At 47.5% G+C, this 20,251-nt stretch carries 21 protein-coding genes; 9 read left to right on the forward strand and 12 right to left on the reverse strand.

Translation table 11 applies throughout. The features are described 5' to 3' along the window. Nucleotides 1–21 precede the first annotated feature (21 nt). From A8F97_RS04465 to A8F97_RS04475, 3 genes are all read left to right on the forward strand, one after another. On the forward strand, nt 22–546 hold the full coding sequence (locus A8F97_RS04465; protein ID WP_015730757.1) for an isochorismatase family protein: 525 nt from the start codon (nt 22–24) through the stop codon (nt 544–546). A gap of 4 nt (nt 547–550) precedes the next feature. After that, nucleotides 551–1,021, forward strand: a complete 471-nt coding sequence (locus tag A8F97_RS04470; protein WP_033071693.1) for a GNAT family N-acetyltransferase — start codon at nt 551–553, stop codon at nt 1,019–1,021. 144 nt (nt 1,022–1,165) lie between these two features. Further along, nucleotides 1,166–1,594: a universal stress protein gene (locus A8F97_RS04475; protein WP_014700441.1), complete on the forward strand. Its 429-nt coding sequence runs from the start codon at nt 1,166–1,168 to the stop codon at nt 1,592–1,594. A gap of 53 nt (nt 1,595–1,647) precedes the next feature. On the opposite strand, the gene A8F97_RS04480 is transcribed toward A8F97_RS04475, so the two are convergent. Together A8F97_RS04480 and A8F97_RS22945 are read right to left on the reverse strand one after the other, a co-directional pair. Further along, on the reverse strand, nt 1,648–2,154 hold the full coding sequence (locus A8F97_RS04480) for a 2-thiouracil desulfurase family protein (protein ID WP_033071692.1): 507 nt from the start codon (nt 2,152–2,154) through the stop codon (nt 1,648–1,650). Nucleotides 2,155–2,225: 71 nt separating this feature from the next. Beyond that, a complete protein-coding gene (locus tag A8F97_RS22945; RefSeq protein WP_005970574.1) occupies nt 2,226–2,411 on the reverse strand; it encodes a GhoT/OrtT family toxin in 186 nt (61 codons plus the stop codon). Between the two features lie 157 nt (nt 2,412–2,568). Between A8F97_RS22945 and A8F97_RS04485 the strand changes: the two genes are divergently transcribed. From A8F97_RS04485 to A8F97_RS04495, 3 genes are all read left to right on the forward strand, one after another. Further along, a complete protein-coding gene (locus tag A8F97_RS04485; RefSeq protein ID WP_025918607.1) occupies nt 2,569–2,868 on the forward strand; it encodes a hypothetical protein in 300 nt (99 codons plus the stop codon). Nucleotides 2,869–3,026: 158 nt separating this feature from the next. Beyond that, a complete protein-coding gene (locus A8F97_RS04490; protein ID WP_015730755.1) occupies nt 3,027–3,308 on the forward strand; it encodes a hypothetical protein in 282 nt (93 codons plus the stop codon). 843 nt (nt 3,309–4,151) lie between these two features. Continuing rightward, nucleotides 4,152–5,816, forward strand: coding sequence for a methyl-accepting chemotaxis protein (locus A8F97_RS04495; RefSeq protein WP_033071691.1), 1,665 nt, complete (start codon nt 4,152–4,154; stop codon nt 5,814–5,816). Between the two features lie 95 nt (nt 5,817–5,911). On the opposite strand, the gene A8F97_RS04500 is transcribed toward A8F97_RS04495, so the two are convergent. Beyond that, entirely contained in the window at nt 5,912–7,435 is a 1,524-nt protein-coding gene (locus tag A8F97_RS04500; protein ID WP_033071690.1) for a PepSY-associated TM helix domain-containing protein, read from the reverse strand. A gap of 102 nt (nt 7,436–7,537) precedes the next feature. Further along, the gene (locus A8F97_RS22950) at nt 7,538–8,020 is read right to left on the reverse strand and encodes a DUF2946 domain-containing protein (RefSeq protein ID WP_082218633.1); all 483 of its coding nucleotides are present in this window, start codon (nt 8,018–8,020) and stop codon (nt 7,538–7,540) included. 442 nt (nt 8,021–8,462) lie between these two features. On the opposite strand from A8F97_RS22950, the gene A8F97_RS04505 reads away from it, so the two are divergent. Next, nucleotides 8,463–9,965 carry a glucan biosynthesis protein G gene (locus A8F97_RS04505; protein WP_095522174.1) on the forward strand — a complete coding sequence of 501 codons (1,503 nt, stop codon included), beginning with the start codon at nt 8,463–8,465 and terminating at the stop codon, nt 9,963–9,965. Then, on the forward strand, nt 9,958–12,522 hold the full coding sequence (gene mdoH, locus A8F97_RS04510; RefSeq protein WP_033071689.1) for a glucans biosynthesis glucosyltransferase MdoH: 2,565 nt from the start codon (nt 9,958–9,960) through the stop codon (nt 12,520–12,522). The genes A8F97_RS04505 and mdoH overlap by 8 nt, the downstream gene beginning before the upstream one ends. A gap of 107 nt (nt 12,523–12,629) precedes the next feature. On the opposite strand, the gene A8F97_RS04515 is transcribed toward mdoH, so the two are convergent. Both A8F97_RS04515 and A8F97_RS04520 read right to left on the reverse strand, forming a co-directional pair. Then, complete coding sequence (locus A8F97_RS04515; RefSeq protein WP_014700432.1) at nt 12,630–13,550, reverse strand: Kdo(2)-lipid IV(A) acyltransferase; 921 nt, start codon at nt 13,548–13,550, stop codon at nt 12,630–12,632. Between the two features lie 259 nt (nt 13,551–13,809). Further along, on the reverse strand, nt 13,810–14,904 hold the full coding sequence (locus tag A8F97_RS04520) for an NADH:flavin oxidoreductase/NADH oxidase (RefSeq protein WP_033071688.1): 1,095 nt from the start codon (nt 14,902–14,904) through the stop codon (nt 13,810–13,812). 202 nt (nt 14,905–15,106) lie between these two features. Here A8F97_RS04520 and trhO point away from each other — a divergent pair, with 202 nt between their 5' ends. Then, entirely contained in the window at nt 15,107–16,174 is a 1,068-nt protein-coding gene (gene trhO / locus A8F97_RS04525) for an oxygen-dependent tRNA uridine(34) hydroxylase TrhO (protein ID WP_033071687.1), read from the forward strand. Between the two features lie 75 nt (nt 16,175–16,249). On the opposite strand, the gene A8F97_RS04530 is transcribed toward trhO, so the two are convergent. From A8F97_RS04530 to pyrC, 6 genes are all read right to left on the reverse strand, one after another. Beyond that, nucleotides 16,250–16,825: a YceI family protein gene (locus A8F97_RS04530; protein ID WP_025918602.1), complete on the reverse strand. Its 576-nt coding sequence runs from the start codon at nt 16,823–16,825 to the stop codon at nt 16,250–16,252. Between the two features lie 29 nt (nt 16,826–16,854). After that, nucleotides 16,855–17,409, reverse strand: a complete 555-nt coding sequence (locus tag A8F97_RS04535; protein ID WP_033071686.1) for a cytochrome b — start codon at nt 17,407–17,409, stop codon at nt 16,855–16,857. Nucleotides 17,410–17,883: 474 nt separating this feature from the next. Continuing rightward, nucleotides 17,884–18,138, reverse strand: a complete 255-nt coding sequence (gene bssS / locus A8F97_RS04540; RefSeq protein ID WP_005970542.1) for a biofilm formation regulator BssS — start codon at nt 18,136–18,138, stop codon at nt 17,884–17,886. A gap of 237 nt (nt 18,139–18,375) precedes the next feature. Beyond that, nucleotides 18,376–18,633 carry a hypothetical protein gene (locus A8F97_RS04545; protein ID WP_014700427.1) on the reverse strand — a complete coding sequence of 86 codons (258 nt, stop codon included), beginning with the start codon at nt 18,631–18,633 and terminating at the stop codon, nt 18,376–18,378. 88 nt (nt 18,634–18,721) lie between these two features. Then, nucleotides 18,722–18,961 carry a DNA damage-inducible protein I gene (gene dinI / locus A8F97_RS04550; protein ID WP_014700426.1) on the reverse strand — a complete coding sequence of 80 codons (240 nt, stop codon included), beginning with the start codon at nt 18,959–18,961 and terminating at the stop codon, nt 18,722–18,724. 105 nt (nt 18,962–19,066) lie between these two features. Further along, the gene (gene pyrC / locus A8F97_RS04555; RefSeq protein WP_033071685.1) at nt 19,067–20,110 is read right to left on the reverse strand and encodes a dihydroorotase; all 1,044 of its coding nucleotides are present in this window, start codon (nt 20,108–20,110) and stop codon (nt 19,067–19,069) included. Nucleotides 20,111–20,251: the final 141 nt, after the last annotated feature.

Below are 20,251 nucleotides of genomic sequence, written 5' to 3' on the forward strand. Positions count from 1 at the left end.
AGCGCCGAAAAAGGAAAGAAAATGCAGATTTTACTCGTCATTGATATGCAGAATGCCGTGTTTGCAACGCCGAGAGCGCGACAGGCGCAGACGGTCGCATTGATAAACCAACTTTCAGGCGCAGCAGATCAGACGATTTTTATTCAGCATGAAGAGGACGGTATGCTATCAGGCAGTGACGGATGGCAATTATTACCTGAACTCCATCAACCCGAAGGCAGTTTGTTTGTCACTAAAACGGCGTGCGATGCGTTTTATCGCACGTCGTTAGCTGATGTGCTGGCTGAACGAAGTGTTAATCACCTTACGATCTGCGGATGTGCGACAGATTATTGCGTTGATGCGACTATTAAAAATGCTGCTAGCCGAGGCTATGCGTTGACTATTGCCGCTGATGCACACACGACAGCCAATCGTGGCGAACTGAAAGCAGAACAATTAATCACGCATTACAACGATGTGTGGCGGAATTTTATTATTCCTGGTAACACGATTACGCTAGCAACAACGGCGCACATCGTTGCTTCATGGAAGATGGATCGCTAGTACCATGTTGAATATTATTTCGATCCGAAATCGTCCTGAATACAAAGAACAGGCGATCCATTATTTCCAACGCCACTGGGCATCAAAGGAAACGTTGATGCTTTATGAAGACTGCATTAGCCACTGCATTAATGCTGAAAACCCACTGCCTGATTGGTATTTGTTGGAAAAGGATGGGGTCACTATTGGTGGTGCAGGGTTAATTACCAATGATTTCATTAGCCGTATGGATCTTTATCCTTGGCTGTGTGCGCTTTACGTTGAAGAGAGCCATCGTGGGAAGGGGTATGCGGGGCAATTGATCGAACACCTTGCTCAGGAAACTCGGCGTGCTGGTTTTTCTACGCTGCATCTGTGCACTGAGTTGTTCAGCTTTTACGAGCGATATGGCTTCCACTTTACTGGAATGGGCTATCACCCTTGGGGAGAGTCGTCACGCATCTATACCCGATCGCTCAAACCGGTGGTGAGCTAGCGGCGCATTTTATGCCCCCATTAGGTTAAAAACCGCGGGCAACATGCGTAAAAGTGAACGGGATCATATTTTGCTGACGACGAGCAGACTACGCTTCTTACATACTGACAGGTAATCAGTTATCCACGTAGGGGAGAGGTGATTATGTACACGAGTATCCTGGTGCCAGTAGATATAGAAGAAGATGAACTTACCGCACACGCGCTTATGCATGCAGTCCGGTTGGCCAAAATGTCGGGTGCTGCAATACACCTCTTTCATTCTCTCCCGGATGCGTCGGCATTTTTATCTGCTTATTCTTTCGGCATAAAAGAGTTTGAGAATGAAGCCGTGGTGAAAGCGAACGATAAGCTTAAATCACTAATCAAAACGATCGATCTTCCTGCATCGCGTGTGTCATTCAGCGTGAGTTTTGGATCGGCCAGAGACGAAGTGCTATCGCTGGCAGAGGAAATTAATGCAGATTTAATCGTAATCGGTTCACGACGGCCGGATGTGAAAACCTATTTGCTTGGTTCAAATGCCGCTGCCATCGTTCGCCATGCGAAAATGTCAGTATTAGTGGTCCGTTAATTTTTCGTATAACGCTGCTGCTCATTTGGGGTTGGTTACCGGCAGCAGCGTTGCTATGCATCAGTATGACGATCGCAATATGAAACGCGTTCGATTAAACGTTCGATCTCGCAATCGGAAAATACCTCGATACCATGGCGGCGTAATAACTCGGCGGTAACGCCGCTGCCTGCCGTTTGTGAACCATCAAATCGTCCGCTGTAGATAATATTGCTGCCACAGGATGGGCTCCCTTCCGTGAGGAGAGCAAAGCGGCAGTTATGCTGTTGTGCCATTTGCAGTGTTAACCAGGCTCCCAGAATATAACGCGCGGTTACATCGCTGCCGGTTGCTTCGACAACTCTGGCGCCGGCCGTGATGACCGAATGGTCACCAGAGGCTGGAATAATTTCTGCTGAAGGCCTGGGGGTTGATAAACCCGCAGCCAGTTCCGGGCAAAATGTAATCAACCTTTCCTGTTGTCGCCACTGATCAAGATAGTCGCCGACAGATTTCTTTTCAGTTCCGTTATAGCGAATGGGGAAACCGGATAGGCAGGCGCTGATCAGAATATTACTCATCGCGGGGTATTCCCTCTAAAAGACGAGCATAGGCGTTGCTGCATTGAGCCATCATGAAGATAGACACCGCTTTAAAAAATTGAGAACAGCAAGACAACAGGAAAGCTCAACGGCCAGGTTAACCCGACTATTAACGAAGCAAAAAATCGGATGAATAGGGATTTATCTTTACTTAACAAGAAAGTAACGATCAAGGAAACAACAAAACCGATCATGTAGGTCAGCTTAATGAGTTCCCATAGGGAGTGATGTGGCACGTTTGTTTCCTTTTATTCTCGAAGCGCCTGCATTTTATGTCGTTAATATTCTATGATCAATTTTTTAACCCATAATGAGTAGTCAGGGAAGGCTGCGTTCGGTGGTACTTATATCGTATTACTGTTAATAACCGCTGCTTAAAATGAGACCTTCAGTATGAAAATAACGCTGGCTGTCGCGATGGTTTTTGCTATGAGCTTGTTTTCTTTTTCTACACCTAGTATGGCGAAAAACTCTCGGATTTCTGATGAGCAGATCAAAGAAAAGATCATTCAGGCGTCAATTGCTGCTTATTCAGGAAATTGTCCTTGCCCTTATAATTCTACTCGTAATGGTAGTCAGTGTGGTAAGCGTAGTGCCTGGAGTCGAGCAGGGGGGTATTCGCCAATTTGTTACAAAGGCGATGTGAGCAGAAAAATGATTGACGAGTGGAGAATGAAAAACGGAAATAAATAGCATCTGTTGGAGAAATAAAAATAGCGAAATAATAATCCCCTTGCTAATGAATTGACGTGGTTATTTTTGTGACAGAAATATTAAATTTTTATTTCAGTATGGACATTACTGACTGGGTATCATAGGTTACTCTTTTACCCCATGAGAAAGGTAATAAAATGAGTGAGATATCTAGCCTGTCCCTGAAAATTTCCCCAGAGCTGAAAGAAAAAATCAAAGCTGCAGCTTTGGAAAACGAAGTATCAATCAGTGCGGAAGTCAGTGCTCGTTTACTACGGAGCTTTGATGAAAGCCACCTAACCTCTGACCTGTCGTCTGAATCGGTGGACAGCCAGGGTACTGAAGAGGTGGGTACCGAAGCGCCACTGACGCAAAAAGAACTCAAGAAACTTCGGGAATTGCTGAAAGGTAAATCCAAAGTAACTTCCAAGAAAAAGTGATGCTGGAATATAACCAGGTTCTCTGGGTAGCATAAACGAAAACAACAACATTAAATCACCCAGCTATCTTGATGAAAAAGTGGCTGGGTGAATTTTTTACCCAACGTGTGATGCTTTTATGGAAATTGAATGTTATTGGAAATAAGTTTATTTCGTATCATGCGTTTACCTCCTCTTTCCCGTCCGTAACATAATATAAATCCAAGTGTTATTTATTTAAATCTATGACAAATTGTTATTATTTGTTTTTGATTTAATTGTTACATCCTAAATGCAATATTCCTGTCTGTTTAAAATACTTATATCTTATAAGTAGATAGATTTATGTAAAATGATCGATTAAATAGATATGAATACCATAAGTTAGAAAATATAAAGATTATCTAAAAAACGCCGATACCGCCTTCGGCGTATGGAAGATTTGTTCTGACTTGTATTGGTATTTGCCGTTGCTATTCAACCCTAATTTTAGTGACGGTGATTCACTTGGATTTTATGGGAGATGGGCGGTATGCAAGCGTCAGACTATGGTACGGAAAAACGTACTGAAAGATGAAGTGGAAAGGATGATGAATTTTCTACCGTCTGCAGGTGTAGGGCTTTAGTGCCGCGTACTGCAACGGGTTAGATCAATTCGGCTACGCCACGATGCGTGTGGTTTGATGAACATATCAACCAGCATATTGTTTGTATTTCTTACCAAAGAATATAAACGATCTGTTTAGGGATGTGTGTTTTTTGTTATGAAAAAGAGTATTGGGATTATCTGCATTTATTAATAAATATTAATTTTCAAATTATATATTTTTATGCAGATAGAAAACATTAGTTAAGGAGATGTTAATGGGTTTGTCCAACTGGCGTATAGGATATCGATTAGGAGCAGGGTTTTCTTTTCTGGTATTAATGCTTCTGATAATTGGCAGCGTTGCAATTTCAAAGCTAAGTGATTTTCATCAGAAAATGGATGATATCGTTTCTCAAAACTACCCATTAACCGTCAAGAGCAATACACTCATTGATGAGCTAAATGGTTACCTCAACAATCAGCAACTGTTGTTATTACTTAAATCAGAAAGTGAAATCAATAAACAGTTTGCGTTGAACAAAGAGCGTTCAGGAAAGATATCTGAACTCATGGAATATTTAAATCAATCCGTTAATGACGATAAATCTGTTACGGTACTGCGCGATATCGGCGACATCCGACGCGATTTTCTTGGTTCAGCGAATAAGCTTTCTTCACTGGTCTCTGCTGGGAATACGGATGCGGCTGCTGAAGAATATTTCAATGTAACACGTGTTACTCAAGAGAAATACACCAGAAAAGTAAAGGAATTCATCGATATACAGGATGATAAGATGTCATCCTCAGCGCAAGAAGTGAGTGACAGCTATAAAAATGCGCTGATGGTGCTTGCCACGATCATTTTAATTAGTGCGTTGGCTGGGTTGATTATTGCTTCATTGATTACCCGTAGCGTAACCCAACCGCTACAAGAAGCTCTCGTTATTGCCGAAAATGTCGCGAAAGGCGATCTGACCTCTGAAATTTATACCGATCGCAAAGATGAAACAGGTCAGTTGCTATCCGCCTTGAATAATATGAACGGTAGTCTGAGGCAGATCGTCAGTCAGGTGCGTGATGGTGCTGAAACGATCTCCAGTGCGGCATCGCAAATTGCCGCGGGAAATCAGGATTTATCTGCCAGAACGGAAGAACAGGCAAGTTCGCTGGAAGAAACAGCCTCATCGATGGAACAATTAACGTCAACGATAAGAAATACCGCAGATAATACGACGCAGGCGACAGATCTTGCGGCTGGCGCTTCTGCAACGGTGAAGAAAAGTGGCGCGATGATGGAAACGGTAACGCAGGAGATGCGCGGCATTCGTGATTCGTCGCAGCGTATGGCGGAAATTATCGGTGTGATTGATGGCATTGCCTTCCAAACCAACATTTTGGCACTGAATGCGGCCGTTGAAGCGGCGCGTGCGGGTGAGCAGGGTCGAGGGTTTGCCGTTGTCGCCACTGAGGTACGTGCACTGGCTCAACGAAGTGCTACGGCGGCAAAAGAAATTAAAGAACTTATCGATGATTCGTTTAAGAAAGTGCAGGATGGTATGGGACTGGTGGAAGAAACCGGCATCACGATGAATTCACTGGTGGCGAACGTGCAGGGCGTAACAGGAATTATCAGTGAAATTGCGCAGGCCAGTCGTGAGCAAAGTGATGGTATCAATCAAATTAATTTGGCCGTTGGGCAGATTGATACCACAACCCAGCAAAATGCGGCGTTGGTTGAAGAGTCTGCGGCTGCGGCTCTCTCTTTGCAGGATCAGGCAAATAGCCTCGCGCGTACGGTCAGCGTATTCAACCTTGGCGCATCTTATAAAAGTGCTGCGTTAACGAGAAAAGTAGAAACGCCTGCCCTGGCTGCACCTAAAAATAATCGCGCAGAAAAAACGCCTGCTAAAGGCGATTTGGCTGACTGGACTACGTTCTAATCCTTTGTCGCTAATTGTGTATTGCTGATTGACCGCCATTGTGTTGCACAATGGCGGTTTTTTTGCTGGGTCGAGCGAGGATACCCACGAAGAAATCAGCGTTTGACGATAGCCTGCTTGGGATGGCTCATAGACCACCGAACCGTGTCAATTAGCAGGAAGATGAGCAGGCTGATTCCCATGACCGGTAAACTCACTGCCAGTAGTAGTGTGATAAGTACAATGAGCACTCGCTGAAAGACAGGAATCACTAACAATGCTGCCGTCAGTGTGTTGACTGGATTCACGCTATGACGAGATTTTGGACGACGTATCCACCACATCCGATAACCCCACACAATCATTGCACAGAGCCCAAGCCCAAATGCCGCGAGAATCAATTGATTTGGCAAACCGAATAACACACCCATATGTGCATCCACCCCCCAACGGGTGAGTTTGGCGGCAAGCGGGAAAGTGTTGAAATCGGTTTTATCCACGATATTCAACGTATCTGGATTAACCGACACGGCATCAACCTGCGTTGGCCAGGAACGGTCGATTTCACTGACGGTCCAGGCGCGGTGTGGCTTGGTTGCGGGGCGAATTTCGATTTTATTGGCGTCAATCCCCGCATGACGTGCGGCAATAAGCACCTCATCAAATAACGCTGCTGGATAGGCATCAACATCCCCCATTGGCATTGATGCATGGTGCTCCGCATGTTCATCCGTAGTCATCGTCATATCGTGGCCGTGCATCATGTCGTGGTGAGACATCGGTGCGGGCAACTGGGTTTTTACCGATGGGGTTTGCCACCCTAAAGCGGTGCGTGCGACAGAGATATTGCTTCCTGCCCACTGCGACCAGGTTAACCCTGTTACGGAGAAAAAGAGCAAACCAAGTACGAGACTGAGTCCCATCGTGGCGTGCCAATGACGTAGGCGCTGCGTTTTCGCCGCTGTCGTCTGGCTATTTTTCAATTTCCGCCGTTTGCCTGCTGAGGTCATCTGTCGGGTTGACCACCAGATGACGATGCCACCCAAGGCTGCAACCCACAGCCAGGATGCTGCCAGCTCGCTGTAATTACGCCCGACATCGCCTAACAGCAGCCCACGATGCAGGTAATCAAGCCAGGTACGAAATGGCAGAATACCGCTGGTGCCATAGACAATCTCACTACCGCGATTTTCCAGCGAAACGGGATCGATGAAAACCGCACGACTTTCCGATGGCCCCAATTCCGGTAAGGCAAACATGACGCGAGTGGTTTCTCCGACGTCTGGGGCAGGGCGTATCGCAAGCAGTTTGGCTCCCTGATGATGTGCAAGCTCCGCCTGCGCAGCATGAATTTGCTCTGCCAGTGAGTGCGGCGTACCTTGGCTTTCGGTGAAAAGCTGGTGTGAATACAGCCGATTTTCAATCTGCGGCGTTAGGACGTACAGCGTTCCTGTCAGGGCTGCGACGAAAATAAAAGGACCGACAAAAATACCAATATAAAAGTGCAGCCGAATCAACAGGGCAACGATTGCGGCTCGCGGCGATATATTATCTATTATGTGCTTATCCGACGCAGTCTCGCTGGTTGGGCGCGCACCAGAAGCGGCAGCAGTGGCTGATGCCTGATTAGGGTGTGACATAAAACCCTCTAAAATCATTTAGCAGAAAAATGCTCAAACACCATACCGGAAAGAGGATGGCGCGATGCGTTATAAATGCCCGCAGGCATGGCAATGCAGGATTCAGAACGGCGGGGCGCGCACCACAGGAGAGGCGTAACGATCGGGAAGAGCAATCCGGGAAATAAAATGTATGGCTAGCGCTTCGGATAAGGACGCTGTCAATATGGGATTAGGTGAGCCCGTTGCGAACAGCGCTGGTGTATACGCAAAAAGGGCACAATAACCACAAGCGGCATGATCCATCATCATGGACGGAGATGAGGAGGAATGGTGTGATGGCGTCGCGTGATGCCCGGACACCGTGTGTCCAGTATGGGAGTGATGCTGCTCAGCGATAGCGCCGCTGTCACTGGCAGGCGCGGTTATATCATGCCCGGATCTACCGTGTGGGGTCGTGCTATGTGCGGTTGTGCCATCTTCATAAAGTCCATGCCCGCGAGGTACCAGTGTCTGTGAAATCACTGGTGCAATGAAGATGGTCAAAATAGCGAAGATGCCAACCCAGGCTGGGAAACTTCGCCGTCGTAGTGCGGACAAAAGCATAGCAGTCTTAATTTAACAATACCGGGTTCAGCCAAGAGGGATACTTTACTTGGCCTTGCTTTGTTACACAAATGTTTATGCCAGTCATGCTTTAGGCTATATGTGTGTTAGCGTAGCCACACGTTCCGATTTTTATCGGTGGAGTCATAGAAGGTGGTGCAGACTTAAACGGAATAATCCTACGCCCGTATAGATCGATATTCGCTATAGTCCGTGGCTGTTTTCCATTTTACAACCCGATTTATCGTGCTTTAGCGTTCTCTTTGTTTAAACGCTAGCCTATTATGATGAACAATATCTTTATCAAGTTGTAGGAAAGCTAACTTATCCATTAATATGGATTTTAGTTGATTGAAGCACACCAACAGGGGGAGCTGTGCTGGATAATAAATTTGGGTTTAAACAGCGGGTTGCTAGCCTTCGCTGGCTGTCCGCCGCTATTATGCTGTCTGTAAGCGCAGTGCCTGCTTGGGCATTCTCTATTGATGATGTGGCACAGCAGGCTGAAAAGCTGGCACAAAAGGGTTTTGAAGCGCCGAAAAGTAATCTTCCCGCGCAATTCCGTGATATGAAGTTTGCGGACTACCAGCAAATTCGTTTCAATAACGATAAGTCATACTGGAATAATGTACAGACACCCTTCAAGCTACAGTTTTACCATCAGGGGATGTATTTCGATACCCCGGTGAAAGTTAATGAAGTCACGGCGACAACGGTTGATGAGATTAAATACTCGCCTGAGTATTTTGATTTTGGTTCCGTTAACCACGATGCTGACGCGGTTAAAAATCTCGGCTTTGCGGGTTTTAAAGTTCTCTATCCAATCAATAAAGCAGATAAGAACGATGAAATCGTCAGCATGCTGGGTGCCAGCTACTTCCGTGTGGTAGGCAAAGGCCAGATCTATGGTTTGTCTGCCCGTGGCTTGGCTATCGATACCGCGTTGCCTTCCGGCGAAGAATTCCCTCGTTTCCGCGAATTCTGGATTGAACGTCCAAAGCCGAATGATAAGCATCTGGTTATTTATGCACTGCTGGATTCTCCACGTGCCGCTGGGGCTTACCGCTTTACCGTCTATCCCGGCCGTGACAGTGTAGTAGACGTGCAGGCTAGGGTCTTCCTGCGTGATAAGGTGGGCAAACTGGGTATTGCTCCACTGACTAGTATGTATCTATTTGGGCCGAACCAACCGTCCCCGACGCTGAACTACCGTCCGGCGCTGAACGACTCTAACGGTTTGTCAATTCATGCTGGTAATGGTGAATGGATTTGGCGTCCGCTGAATAATCCGAAGCATCTATCCGTGAGTACCTATGCGGTAGAAAATCCGAAAGGGTTTGGTCTGCTGCAACGCGGCCGTGATTTCGCTGCCTATGAAGATCTTGATGACCGCTACGATTTACGCCCAAGTGGTTGGGTTGAACCGAAAGGCGAATGGGGTAAAGGAAAAGTTGAACTGGTGGAAATCCCTACTGCGGATGAAACCAATGACAACATCGTTGCTTTCTGGACCCCTGATGTGTTGCCGGAAACGGGCAAACCACTGGATATCAAATATCGTCTGCACTTTACGCGCGATGAAGATCAACTGCATTCCCCAGATGTTGCCTATGTTCAACAAACTCGCCGTTCTGCCGGTGACGTCAAACAATCTAACCTGATCCGCCAGCCTGATGGCACGATCGCTTATATTGTGGATTTCGTTGGACCGAATTTAAAAGAGTTGGATGAGAACGCTCCGGTAGCCTCTCAGGTCAGTATTGGCGACAACGGCGAGATTGTAGAAAATAATGTTCGCTATAACCCAGTAACTCATGGCTGGCGTCTGACGCTGCGTTTGCGTGTGAAAGATGCGAAACAGCCGATCGAAATGAGGGCTGCGTTGGTTAATGGCGAGACGACATTGACTGAAACCTGGAGCAATCAGCTACCTGCTAATGAATAAGTCAACTTCTTCTCTCGATTATATTGAGAAACTTCCTCTGCCTGCCGAGCAGGCAGAGGTTCTTCGTGAAAAGTTACCGCAAGCGGCCTGGAACGATCAGGCCGTTTTGCATCAGGCTTTGTCTGAAGGTAGCCGGCCTGAAGGTAATCAGATTAATGTTCAGGCCGAGGATGATGTTGCGCTGCATTCCGTGGAGGCACGTCTTGACGTGGCTTGGTCTGGTGGTTTGGACAATGGTAAGCAACTCGGCACAGACAGAGAAGGACGGACGGCATTAAAAGCGATGCCTGTCATTACCCGCGCTTCGATGTTCCCCGACGTTTGGCGGACTAACCCGCTGATTCGCTGGTGGGAAAGCTTGTTAGGTCGGACTGTGCCACCTCGTCCTCATTATAGCCCGGAAGAGAAAATATCCGAAAATCGCTGGCGTCTGGTGGGAACCATCCGCCGCTATATCCTGCTGGCGCTGACGCTGTTCCAGACGGCAATTGCAACCTGGTACATGAAAACCATCCTGCCTTATCAGGGCTGGGCGCTGATCGATCCGTTTGAAATGGCGGGTCAGCCTTGGACGCGCTCACTGATGCAACTGCTGCCTTATGTGCTACAAAGCGGGATACTCGTTTTGTTTGCGGTGCTGTTCTGCTGGGTATCGGCCGGGTTCTGGACGGCGCTGATGGGGTTCCTGCAACTGCTTATCGGTCGGGATAAATACAGTATCTCTTCCACGACTGTGGGTGACGAAGCCCTGAATCCAGAGCATCGCACGGCATTGATCATGCCGATTTGTAACGAAGACGTAGAACGTGTGTTTGCGGGGTTACGTGCAACGTATGAATCGGTTGAAGCGACGGGCAATCTTGAACATTTTGATATTTACGTCCTGAGCGACAGTAACGATCCCGATATCTGTGTTGCTGAGCAAAAAGCCTGGATGGAGCTGTGTCGTGATGTCGGTGGAGCAGGGCGCATTTTCTATCGCCGTCGCCGTCGCCGTGTTAAGCGTAAGAGCGGCAATATCGATGATTTCTGCCGTCGCTGGGGTAACCAATACAGCTACATGGTGATTCTGGATGCCGATAGCGTCATGAGCGGCGAATGTCTGAGTTCTTTGGTCAGACTGATGGAAGCGAACCCGAACGCCGGTATCATCCAGTCCTCGCCGAAAGCTTCGGGCATGGATACGCTGTATGCGCGCTGCCAGCAGTTTGCGACACGTGTTTACGGCCCGTTGTTCACCGCCGGTCTGCATTTTTGGCAATTGGGTGAATCGCATTACTGGGGACATAACGCGATTATCCGGGTTAAACCGTTCATCGAGCACTGTGCGCTAGCTCCGTTGCCGGGTGAAGGTTCATTCGCCGGAGCGATCCTTTCTCACGATTTCGTTGAGGCGGCGCTGATGCGTCGTGCCGGGTGGGGGGTTTGGATCGCATATGATCTACCGGGAAGTTATGAAGAGCTGCCGCCTAACCTGTTGGATGAACTGAAACGTGACCGCCGCTGGTGTCATGGCAACCTGATGAATTTCCGGTTGTTCCTGGTTAAGGGGATGCATCCGGTTCACCGTGCCGTTTTCCTGACTGGCGTGATGTCTTATCTGTCGGCACCGCTGTGGTTTATGTTCCTTGTGCTCTCTACTGCGTTGCAGGTTGTGCATACGCTGATGGAACCTCAGTACTTCTTACAGCCGCGACAACTGTTCCCTGTTTGGCCACAGTGGCGGCCAGAACTGGCTATCGCACTCTTCTCTACAACATTGGTCCTGCTGTTCCTGCCAAAGCTGTTGAGCGTGATTCTGGTGTGGGCAAAAGGCGCAAAAGAGTACGGCGGCGCTTTCCGGGTATTCCTTTCCCTACTGCTGGAAATGCTGTTCTCGGTTCTACTGGCACCGGTTCGTATGTTGTTCCACACGGTGTTTGTTGTCAGCGCGTTCCTCGGTTGGTCAGTGCAGTGGAATTCTCCGCAGCGTGACGATGATGCGACACCATGGAGTGAGGCATTTGTGCGCCACGGTTCCCAGTTGATTCTCGGGCTGGTTTGGGCGATTGGCATGGCATGGTTGGATCTGCGCTTCTTGTGGTGGCTGTCGCCGATTGTCTTCTCACTGATTCTGTCGCCGTTTGTGTCGGTTTATTCAAGCCGAGCGGTATTGGGGCTGGGTTGTAAACGAGCGAAACTGCTGATGATACCGGAAGAGTTCAATCCACCGCGTGAACTGGTTGCTACGGATGAATATTGCCGATTGAACCACCAGCGTAGGCTTGATAACGGGTTTATGCAGGCTGTCTTCGATCCGTCTGTTAACGCCCTTGCCAGTGCAATGGCGACGGCGCGTCATCGGTTCAGTCAGGCGATTGAGGACGTGCGTGAGCAGAATGTACGTGATGCCTTGAGCCGTAAACCGGAAGAGGTAAGCAATAATCAGCGTCTGGCGCTGCTTAGCGATCCCGTTACGATCTCTCGCTTGCACTACCACGTGTGGCAAAAGCCGGAAGCGTATGCGGCATGGGTTGAGTCTTATCAAAAACTTCCCATACTTCATATCAAGGGCTAACGGCGTGTAGTGTGAAAGAATGTTAGTGTCAGAGATAAAGCAACGGCAGTCGCCGTTGCTTTTTTTTCGCTTCTTACAAGGGACTACTGTCCCTGAAATTGAATGAGTTAATAAAGGGATGGCTCGCCTTCTGGGCGGGTTTTGAAACGGCGATGCAGCCACATGTATTGATCCGGTGCGAGCAGAATATTCTTTTCAACAACTTTATTCATCCAGGCTGCCGTCACGGTTTCACTGTCTACCGGCGCACTTTGCTCAGCAGGCTGGATCCGCAGTTCATAACCTTTTCCTTCAGGCAATCGGCACGGTACAAAAGGGATGATTACCGGGCGTGCTGTTTTTATCAGCATATAGCTACCGCGGGTTGTGGCCGCAGTGTCTACGGCAAACAGAGGGGCAAATACGCTACTGCGCGGGCCATAGTCATGGTCTGGGGCATACCAGATGATGTCACCTTGTTTGAGGGCGCGTATCATGCCCTTAAGATCTTTTCGATCGATCATGGATTTGTTGGAGCGCAGTCTGCCCCACGTCTGTAACCAGTCAATCAACTTGTTATCGTTTGGACGGTACACGCCGACACCCGGGTTGTGCATGCCAAAAACTCGTGCGCCGAGCTCTAGCGTTAAAAAATGCAGCCCGATGAGTAGGACACCCTGTTCTCTTTCATTCTCTGGGCGTATGTGCTCAAGGCCTGTGACCGTAAACCAGCGTTCGAGACGCCAATTCGGCCAAAACCAGGCCATACCTGTTTCAACCACTCCCATGCCGACAGATTCGAAATTTTTCCTGACTAACGCATCACGTTCAATTTGCGGCATCTCAGGAAAACACAGTTCAAGGTTGCGGGCGGCAATTTTGACTCGTTGCGGCAACAGGCGCATCGCTAGATAGCCGAGAGTGCGGCCGATACGATAAATAACGGGATAGGGAAGTAAAACGATAAGGTAAAGGATACCGATTCCCACCCAGGTGAGCCAGTAGCGTGGATGTAGTAATGAACGATTAAAAGAAGGGATTTGTGTCATAGTCTCAGTATCAACATTGTGGTACGGGTCAGCACGCGAACCGTTAAAAAACGAGTTAATGGTTAACTACAAGACGGATTATTGCGGTTATTCGCCAATAAAACAAATTATTGCCATATTATTAACTGCTTTCTATTCTAGAGGCAGCGTTAATAGCATTCTATCCAGAACGTGTTTTTTCGGGCTTTGGTAGCATAACGCGTAGTGCAATAGAAAAGGGACGACCCCACCAGACCCACCCACCCGAACTGCGTATTAATTATTGTTTGAAAATGCCTCTGGCATAACGCGGTTCGCTGCGCCAGTACTGCGGGGGAGCAGATATATGAGCCCCTAGTCTGGCGGCAGCATGCCATGGCCAGCGTGGGTCGAAAAGTATAGCGCGAGCCAGCCCAATCGCGTCTGCTTCACCCGTTGCAACGATGGCTTCCGCCTGTTCCGGCTCGGTTATCAACCCCACGGCGATAGTGGTGATGCCAACCTCTTGTTTGATCCTTTGCGCATAGGGCACCTGATAATTAGGTGCCGGGTGAATCTGCTGTAACGGTGAGAGTCCGCCGCTGGATACATGGATGAAATCGCAACCTAACTCGTGTAGTGCTTTACTAAGCTGTACGGACTGCTCTAGATCCCAGCCTCCTTCAACCCCATCTGTTGCAGAAATGCGCACGCCGACGGCTTTATGCGCAGGGAAAACATCTCGTACTGCGCGGTAAATTTCAATGACCAGACGCATCCGGTTTTGAAGTGAGCCGCCATAGTTATCTGTGCGCTGATTTGTTAGCGGTGAAAGGAACTGATGCAGTAAATAACCATGAGCGGCGTGAATCTCTATCAGATCAAAGCCCAAACGGTCTGCGCGTTTTGCTGAGTCAACGAAGGATTCAACGAGCGTTCGGATGTGCTGTTCTGACATCGCCAATGGTTCATCATCGCTGGCATTATAAGGAACGGCAGATGGCGCGAGAGTCTGCCATCCTCCCTGCTCTGGACGCAGGAATGCCCGCCCACTCCACGGAACGCCCGTTGACGCTTTGCGCCCGGCGTGTCCCAACTGTATACCAAGGGGCATGGCAGAATAGGTTTTGACGGAGCGGATCACGCTAGCAAGCGCGTGTTCAGTCGCATCATCCCACAACCCAAGGTCATGCGGGGAAATTCTGCCTTCTGGTGAGATTGCCGTGGCCTCAATAATGAGCAGTCCTGCGCCAGAATGTGACAGATTACCTAAGTGCATGGTATGCCAGGTTGTCGCTTTGCCATTCTCGGCCGAATATTGGCACATTGGTGCGATGATGATTCGGTTGGACAGGTTGAGTTGACCAAGAGATACAGGGGAGAAAAGCTGACTCATAATGACAAATCCTTCGATGATGCTGCATGAACGCTCAAGGGTAATCTATTTACGGTAGATCACTCTTTATCGTTTCGCTATGCATTTCATGCCCTGACAGCCTCGGCGCTATCAGGTATGATGCCGGGCGATTCACTATGCTAGGCTACGACTCGGCAGTGAATGTTGCTCACTAACCTCAATGAAGACAGGAACGTACACCATGCCAGTGTTACATAACCGGGTGTCCAATGAGGAACTGAAGGCGCGTATGCTTGCGGAAAACGAGCCGCGTACCACAGTTTCCTTCTATAAATATTTTACGATTGATGATCCAAAAGCATTTCGCGATCGTCTGTATATCCAGCTTGAACAGCATAACGTCTTTGGGCGCATATATATTGCAACTGAAGGCATTAATGCACAAATTAGCGTACCCAATAGTCAGTTCGAGGCCTTTAAAGCGACCTTGTTCAGCGCACATCCGGCACTCGATCAGATTCGCTTAAATATCGCTTTGGAAGATGACGGGAAATCCTTCTGGGTATTGCGTATGAAAGTACGCGAACGGATTGTTGCTGATGGAATCGACGATCCCACATTTAACCCGGCGAATGTCGGGCAATATCTGAAAGCCGATCAGGTTAATGCGATGGCCGACGATCCTGATACCGTATTCGTTGATATGCGTAATCACTATGAATATGAAGTCGGACATTTTGAGAATGCACTGGAAGTGCCGTCGGATACCTTTCGTGAGCAGTTACCGATGGCTGTGGATATGCTTGATGGCTCACGTGATAAAAACATTGTCATGTACTGCACGGGCGGGATTCGTTGTGAAAAAGCCAGCGCCTATATGTTGCACCATGGCTTTAAGAATGTGTATCACGTAGAAGGCGGTATTATTGAATATGCGCGTCAGGCCAAGGCGAAAGGGCTACCGTTGAAGTTTATCGGAAAAAATTTCGTGTTTGATGAACGTATGGGCGAGCGTATATCTGATGACGTTATTGCACACTGCCATCAGTGTGGTACGTCGTGTGATAGTCACACTAATTGCCGTAATGAAGGATGCCATCTTCTGTTTATTCAATGTCCGAACTGCGCCGCAAAATATGGCGGCTGTTGTAGCTCGCAGTGTCAGGATGAAATGAAACTTCCGTTAGAAGAACAAAGAGCAATACGCAGTGGGCGTGAAAATGGAATGAAGATTTTCAATAAATCTAAAGGATTATTGCAGTCAACGTTACATATTCCAGCGCCTGTAGCGAAAGACAAACCGGAATAGCTAACGACTCGGTGGTAAATATAAAAGCCCTTTCAAAAAGAAAGGGCTTTTTGCTGTCAGATGCGTGGTGGAACCTTATTTCTGGCGAACACCCTCAACGGCAATAATCAGTTCTACATCCTGTGAAGCAGGACCTAAATCTGTCGTAATGTTGAAGTCTTTCAGCTTGATCGTACCTTCTGCCTGAAACCCTGCACGATAGTTACCCCACGGGTCATCCCCCTGACCGATGAGTTTGGCATCCAGTTTAACGGGCTTGGTGACGCCATTTAGGGTCAGATTACCGGTAATATCGTAACCTTCACCGTCTTTCTTCACTTCTGTTGAAGCAAACGTTGCCTGCGGGTGCTTAGATGCGTTTAAAAACTCTGCGCTGCGCAGATGCTTGTCGCGCTCAGCGTGGTTAGTATCTACGCTGTTGGTGTTGATGGTGACATTCACTTTATCCGCAGATGGGTTCTTCTCATCAAAGGTAAAAGCGCCGTCGAAGTCGTTAAAGCTACCGTAAAGCCAACTATAACCAAGGTGCTTAATGCGGAATTCAATAAACGCGTGCTGGCCTTCCTTGTCAAACTTATATTCTGCTGCCAGGGCCGAGCCAGCAGAAGCAAGCATGGATACAGCGGTCAGGCTCAGTAGTGTTTTCTTCAGCATTGATTTTTCTCCATAAGTACAGAAAGTTAAGGGACGTTGCGACCCAACATCCGTTTCAACGTGCTATCACCATCGATAAAATGGTGTTTTAATGCGGCTAAAGCGTGCAGCGCTGATAAAGCGACAACCGCCCATGCAAGATAAAGATGCACGTCACCTGCGATATCGGCTTGATCCGTCAAGCCGCTAATAGTGGCCGGAATAGAAAACCAGCCAAAAACTGAGATAGGGTGCCCTTCAGCAGTGGAAATAAGATATCCACTGCTGAGGATGCCGAACAACACAACATAAAGTGTGATATGCGCCAGCGTTGCACTGACACGAGTTAATGTAGAGTAACTTTTTAACGGTGCAGGTGGGGGGGAGATAAAACGCCACACTACGCGAAAAATTATGATGGCAAAGAGCAGCATACCGACGGCTTTATGAATTTCTGGCGATCGGTGATACCAAGTATCGTAATATCCTAATGTGACCATCCATAGTCCTAAAGCGAACATCCCATAGATAACTAATGCTGCAATCCAGTGCAGAAGAATGCTGATATGGCCGTAACGCGAAGGGGTATTACGCCAAAGCATGATAAGAACTCCTTATCTAATCGATAACATTGTGGTGGTTAATAATTAATCATCACAAAACATAAAAGCAATATAAATTTTTCAATTTTAACATTATCATAATCATGAACAATTTTTTTGAATTTAAATTTATATTTTATTCAATTTAGTTATGAATATTTTTATGAAATAGGTATTGCGTACACGCTATTTCTCTGAAAAAGAGAAAGGTTAGTGAGAGAAAATAAGGTGATATGGCATTTGACTGATGCTGTTTACGTCATAATAATGACGGGAGTGATTAATTATGATTGGAGGATTTAGCATTAAATGCGGTGGGGAATGAAAGAATAAGAATATACCGAAAATAAAAACACCGCCTAAAAGGCGGTGTTTTTATTTTAACAACTGTTACTAAAGAAAATATTTTTAAAGGAAATGTTATCAATAAAAATTAATAGGTATTGAATGTAATATTAATAACGCTATCAATTGCTAATGTTTCCGATAATCACTGACGTCACAGTCTGTCGATTCGATTTTCGCAATACCGGCTTCGAGTATATGTATCAGTTGCCTGGCAACATCGGTTGTTAGCCAAAGCGTCCGGTCCACATGGGCTTCATCTGGTGCTTGATCCGAGGTGGATAAGTAATGCAAACGGATCATCATGGCGTCATAACTGTCAACGGTACTGATGTCCCAACCTACAAGAGGATGTGTCTGAATAACTTCATTTTTTCTATCCATAAATACCCCTTATTGACTAGTTACTAACATGAGTGACTAACGAGGCTTCAGGTGGCTCATTATTCTTAAACGAGCATTATCAGTATACTGCTGCTTATTTAATTTATGGGAAATATTTTCAATTTTTCGTAAAACATTACATCTGCAGGGATGGCAAAGGGATAGAGGATGGATCTAATGAGACATCGGGACGAATAGATTTTCATCCCGAAGGTGAGGTTACTGGGCGGTAGAATATTATTCCGTGCTGGAACCTGCATTTTTCTCCAATGCAGCAGCCAGTCTAGCAAGGTATTTCTTCACAGCAGGGTCCCGATTCTCATTCTGAGATTCCAATGTCAGATTGTGAATCATCAGCTTGTTTGCTTTTTCATCGAAGCAGAATGCCAAGGACGAGAAGGCGAGCTCCAGAGCATCGATCTTGCGTTGTTGCTCGCCAATCAGCTCCAGCAGTTCCCCGAATGTCATTGCCTCTTCTGGTTTTTCTACCGTCATAATAGATCCCCTCGGTCATAGCACATGGCGGAATGCCGCTTTAAAGTGCCATTACAGCCTATGTCTCCGTTATCTTTCAAGCTTTAGATTACTCTATCGCAAACCAGTCATCGGCACTTTCCCACGTTTCCTGCAAGATTTCGGAGATACGATCTTTATCATCTTTGCCAGCCCCCATCACCGTCAGGCTATTGGCGGATGCATAGCGGACCTGAATTGGGGTATCGGGGTAAATTTTGTGAATCCGCTTTTCCAGTTCACACCTGAGTGCTTCGATGGCACCAGCGGGTAAAGGCGTTGTCTTTGCAAGAGTGATTTCTACGCGCATGCTGACCTCCAAATTTTAACTGTTTATTTATACAGCCATTAAGAATGAAGAACAAGATGTGCAATAAAATTTAGCCCATCGCCATAATGCCGATAGGCTTGTCGATTAACGGACTGACCAATTGAGGCTTTGTCCGGCCAGGAAAGGAATTAGCGACTCATCACCGAGGGCAATTTCTTCTGGGAACGTGACCGTTTCACGATGAAGCTCAATCCAACCGTCATTCACCGGCAGGCCATAAAAACGTGGGCCGTTCAGGGAACAGAATGCTTCGAGTTTATCAAGCGCGTTCATTTCTTCAAACACCGTGGCGTAGGTACTCAATGCTGCCTGGGCATTGAACACACCAGCACAGCCGCAACTGGATTCTTTTCTATGCTTGGCATGCGGGGCGGAGTCCGTACCGAGGAAAAGACGCTCACAACCGCTGGCGACGGCTTCACGTAGCGCCTGCTGATGTGTGTTACGTTTTAAGATCGGCAGACAATACAGGTGAGGGCGAACACCACCAACCAGCATATGATTGCGGTTAAACATCAAATGCTGCGGTGTAATGGTTGCCGCGAGATAATCATCACCTGCAACAACATACTGCACCGCTTCTTTCGTCGTAATGTGCTCAAGGACGACTTTCAACTCAGGGAACTGTTGGCGCAACGGTTCCAGAACGGTTTCGATGAAGCGAGCTTCCCGATCGAAAATATCAATAGCGGGGTCGGTCACTTCGCCGTGAATGAGTAACGGCATGCCAATTTTCTGCATTCTCTCCAGAATACCGGAGATATTGGTGATGCTGGTCACTCCATGACTGGAGTTCGTTGTCGCGTTGGCTGGATAGAGTTTGGCTGCGGTAAAGACGCCTTGCTTAAAGCCACTCACAATTTCATTGGCATCCAGTGCATCGGTCAAGTAGCACGTCATCAACGGATGAAAGTTATCGCCCTGCGGGATCGCAGCTAAAATACGCTGACGATACGCAATCGCACTGGCTACGCTGGTAATCGGTGGCGTCAGGTTGGGCATAACAATCGCACGGCCGAAGAAACGACTGGTATAGGGGAGAACGGTTTCCAGCATCCGATCGTCACGCAGGTGAATGTGCCAATCGTCAGGGCGACGGATTTTAAGAATAGTGGGCTGTGCGGTCATGGAATTGCGCTCCGGCGGTCAGTAGAAAAACATCGTCTTTCGGTTGGTTTTGGGACTGATACGGCGGGGGATAAGGATAAGCGTAAAGCCATTTGAATGCATCCGTTTGTTGATGAATGCTTGAAATTAAGCGCAGATTGG

Origin of the sequence: Pectobacterium parmentieri (assembly GCF_001742145.1) — a bacterium.
GTDB classification, from domain to species: domain Bacteria; phylum Pseudomonadota; class Gammaproteobacteria; order Enterobacterales; family Enterobacteriaceae; genus Pectobacterium; species Pectobacterium parmentieri.

What these genes read in the sequence shown, in the direction of transcription:
- A8F97_RS04465 (WP_015730757.1), top strand. Translation starts at nt 22, where the DNA reads ATGCAGATTTTACTCGTCATTGATATGCAGAATGCCGTGTTTGCAACG.
- A8F97_RS04470 (WP_033071693.1), top strand. Translation starts at nt 551, where the DNA reads ATGTTGAATATTATTTCGATCCGAAATCGTCCTGAATACAAAGAACAG.
- A8F97_RS04475 (WP_014700441.1), top strand. Translation starts at nt 1,166, where the DNA reads ATGTACACGAGTATCCTGGTGCCAGTAGATATAGAAGAAGATGAACTT.
- A8F97_RS04480 (WP_033071692.1), bottom strand. Translation starts at nt 2,154, where the DNA reads ATGAGTAATATTCTGATCAGCGCCTGCCTATCCGGTTTCCCCATTCGC.
- A8F97_RS04485 (WP_025918607.1), top strand. Translation starts at nt 2,569, where the DNA reads ATGAAAATAACGCTGGCTGTCGCGATGGTTTTTGCTATGAGCTTGTTT.
- A8F97_RS04490 (WP_015730755.1), top strand. Translation starts at nt 3,027, where the DNA reads ATGAGTGAGATATCTAGCCTGTCCCTGAAAATTTCCCCAGAGCTGAAA.
- A8F97_RS04495 (WP_033071691.1), top strand. Translation starts at nt 4,152, where the DNA reads ATGGGTTTGTCCAACTGGCGTATAGGATATCGATTAGGAGCAGGGTTT.
- A8F97_RS04500 (WP_033071690.1), bottom strand. Translation starts at nt 7,435, where the DNA reads ATGTCACACCCTAATCAGGCATCAGCCACTGCTGCCGCTTCTGGTGCG.
- A8F97_RS22950 (WP_082218633.1), bottom strand. Translation starts at nt 8,020, where the DNA reads ATGCTTTTGTCCGCACTACGACGGCGAAGTTTCCCAGCCTGGGTTGGC.
- A8F97_RS04505 (WP_095522174.1), top strand. Translation starts at nt 8,463, where the DNA reads ATGCTGTCTGTAAGCGCAGTGCCTGCTTGGGCATTCTCTATTGATGAT.
- mdoH (WP_033071689.1), top strand. Translation starts at nt 9,958, where the DNA reads ATGAATAAGTCAACTTCTTCTCTCGATTATATTGAGAAACTTCCTCTG.
- A8F97_RS04515 (WP_014700432.1), bottom strand. Translation starts at nt 13,550, where the DNA reads ATGACACAAATCCCTTCTTTTAATCGTTCATTACTACATCCACGCTAC.
- A8F97_RS04520 (WP_033071688.1), bottom strand. Translation starts at nt 14,904, where the DNA reads ATGAGTCAGCTTTTCTCCCCTGTATCTCTTGGTCAACTCAACCTGTCC.
- trhO (WP_033071687.1), top strand. Translation starts at nt 15,107, where the DNA reads ATGCCAGTGTTACATAACCGGGTGTCCAATGAGGAACTGAAGGCGCGT.
- A8F97_RS04535 (WP_033071686.1), bottom strand. Translation starts at nt 17,409, where the DNA reads ATGCTTTGGCGTAATACCCCTTCGCGTTACGGCCATATCAGCATTCTT.
- bssS (WP_005970542.1), bottom strand. Translation starts at nt 18,138, where the DNA reads ATGGATAGAAAAAATGAAGTTATTCAGACACATCCTCTTGTAGGTTGG.
- A8F97_RS04545 (WP_014700427.1), bottom strand. Translation starts at nt 18,633, where the DNA reads ATGACGGTAGAAAAACCAGAAGAGGCAATGACATTCGGGGAACTGCTG.
- dinI (WP_014700426.1), bottom strand. Translation starts at nt 18,961, where the DNA reads ATGCGCGTAGAAATCACTCTTGCAAAGACAACGCCTTTACCCGCTGGT.
- pyrC (WP_033071685.1), bottom strand. Translation starts at nt 20,110, where the DNA reads ATGACCGCACAGCCCACTATTCTTAAAATCCGTCGCCCTGACGATTGG.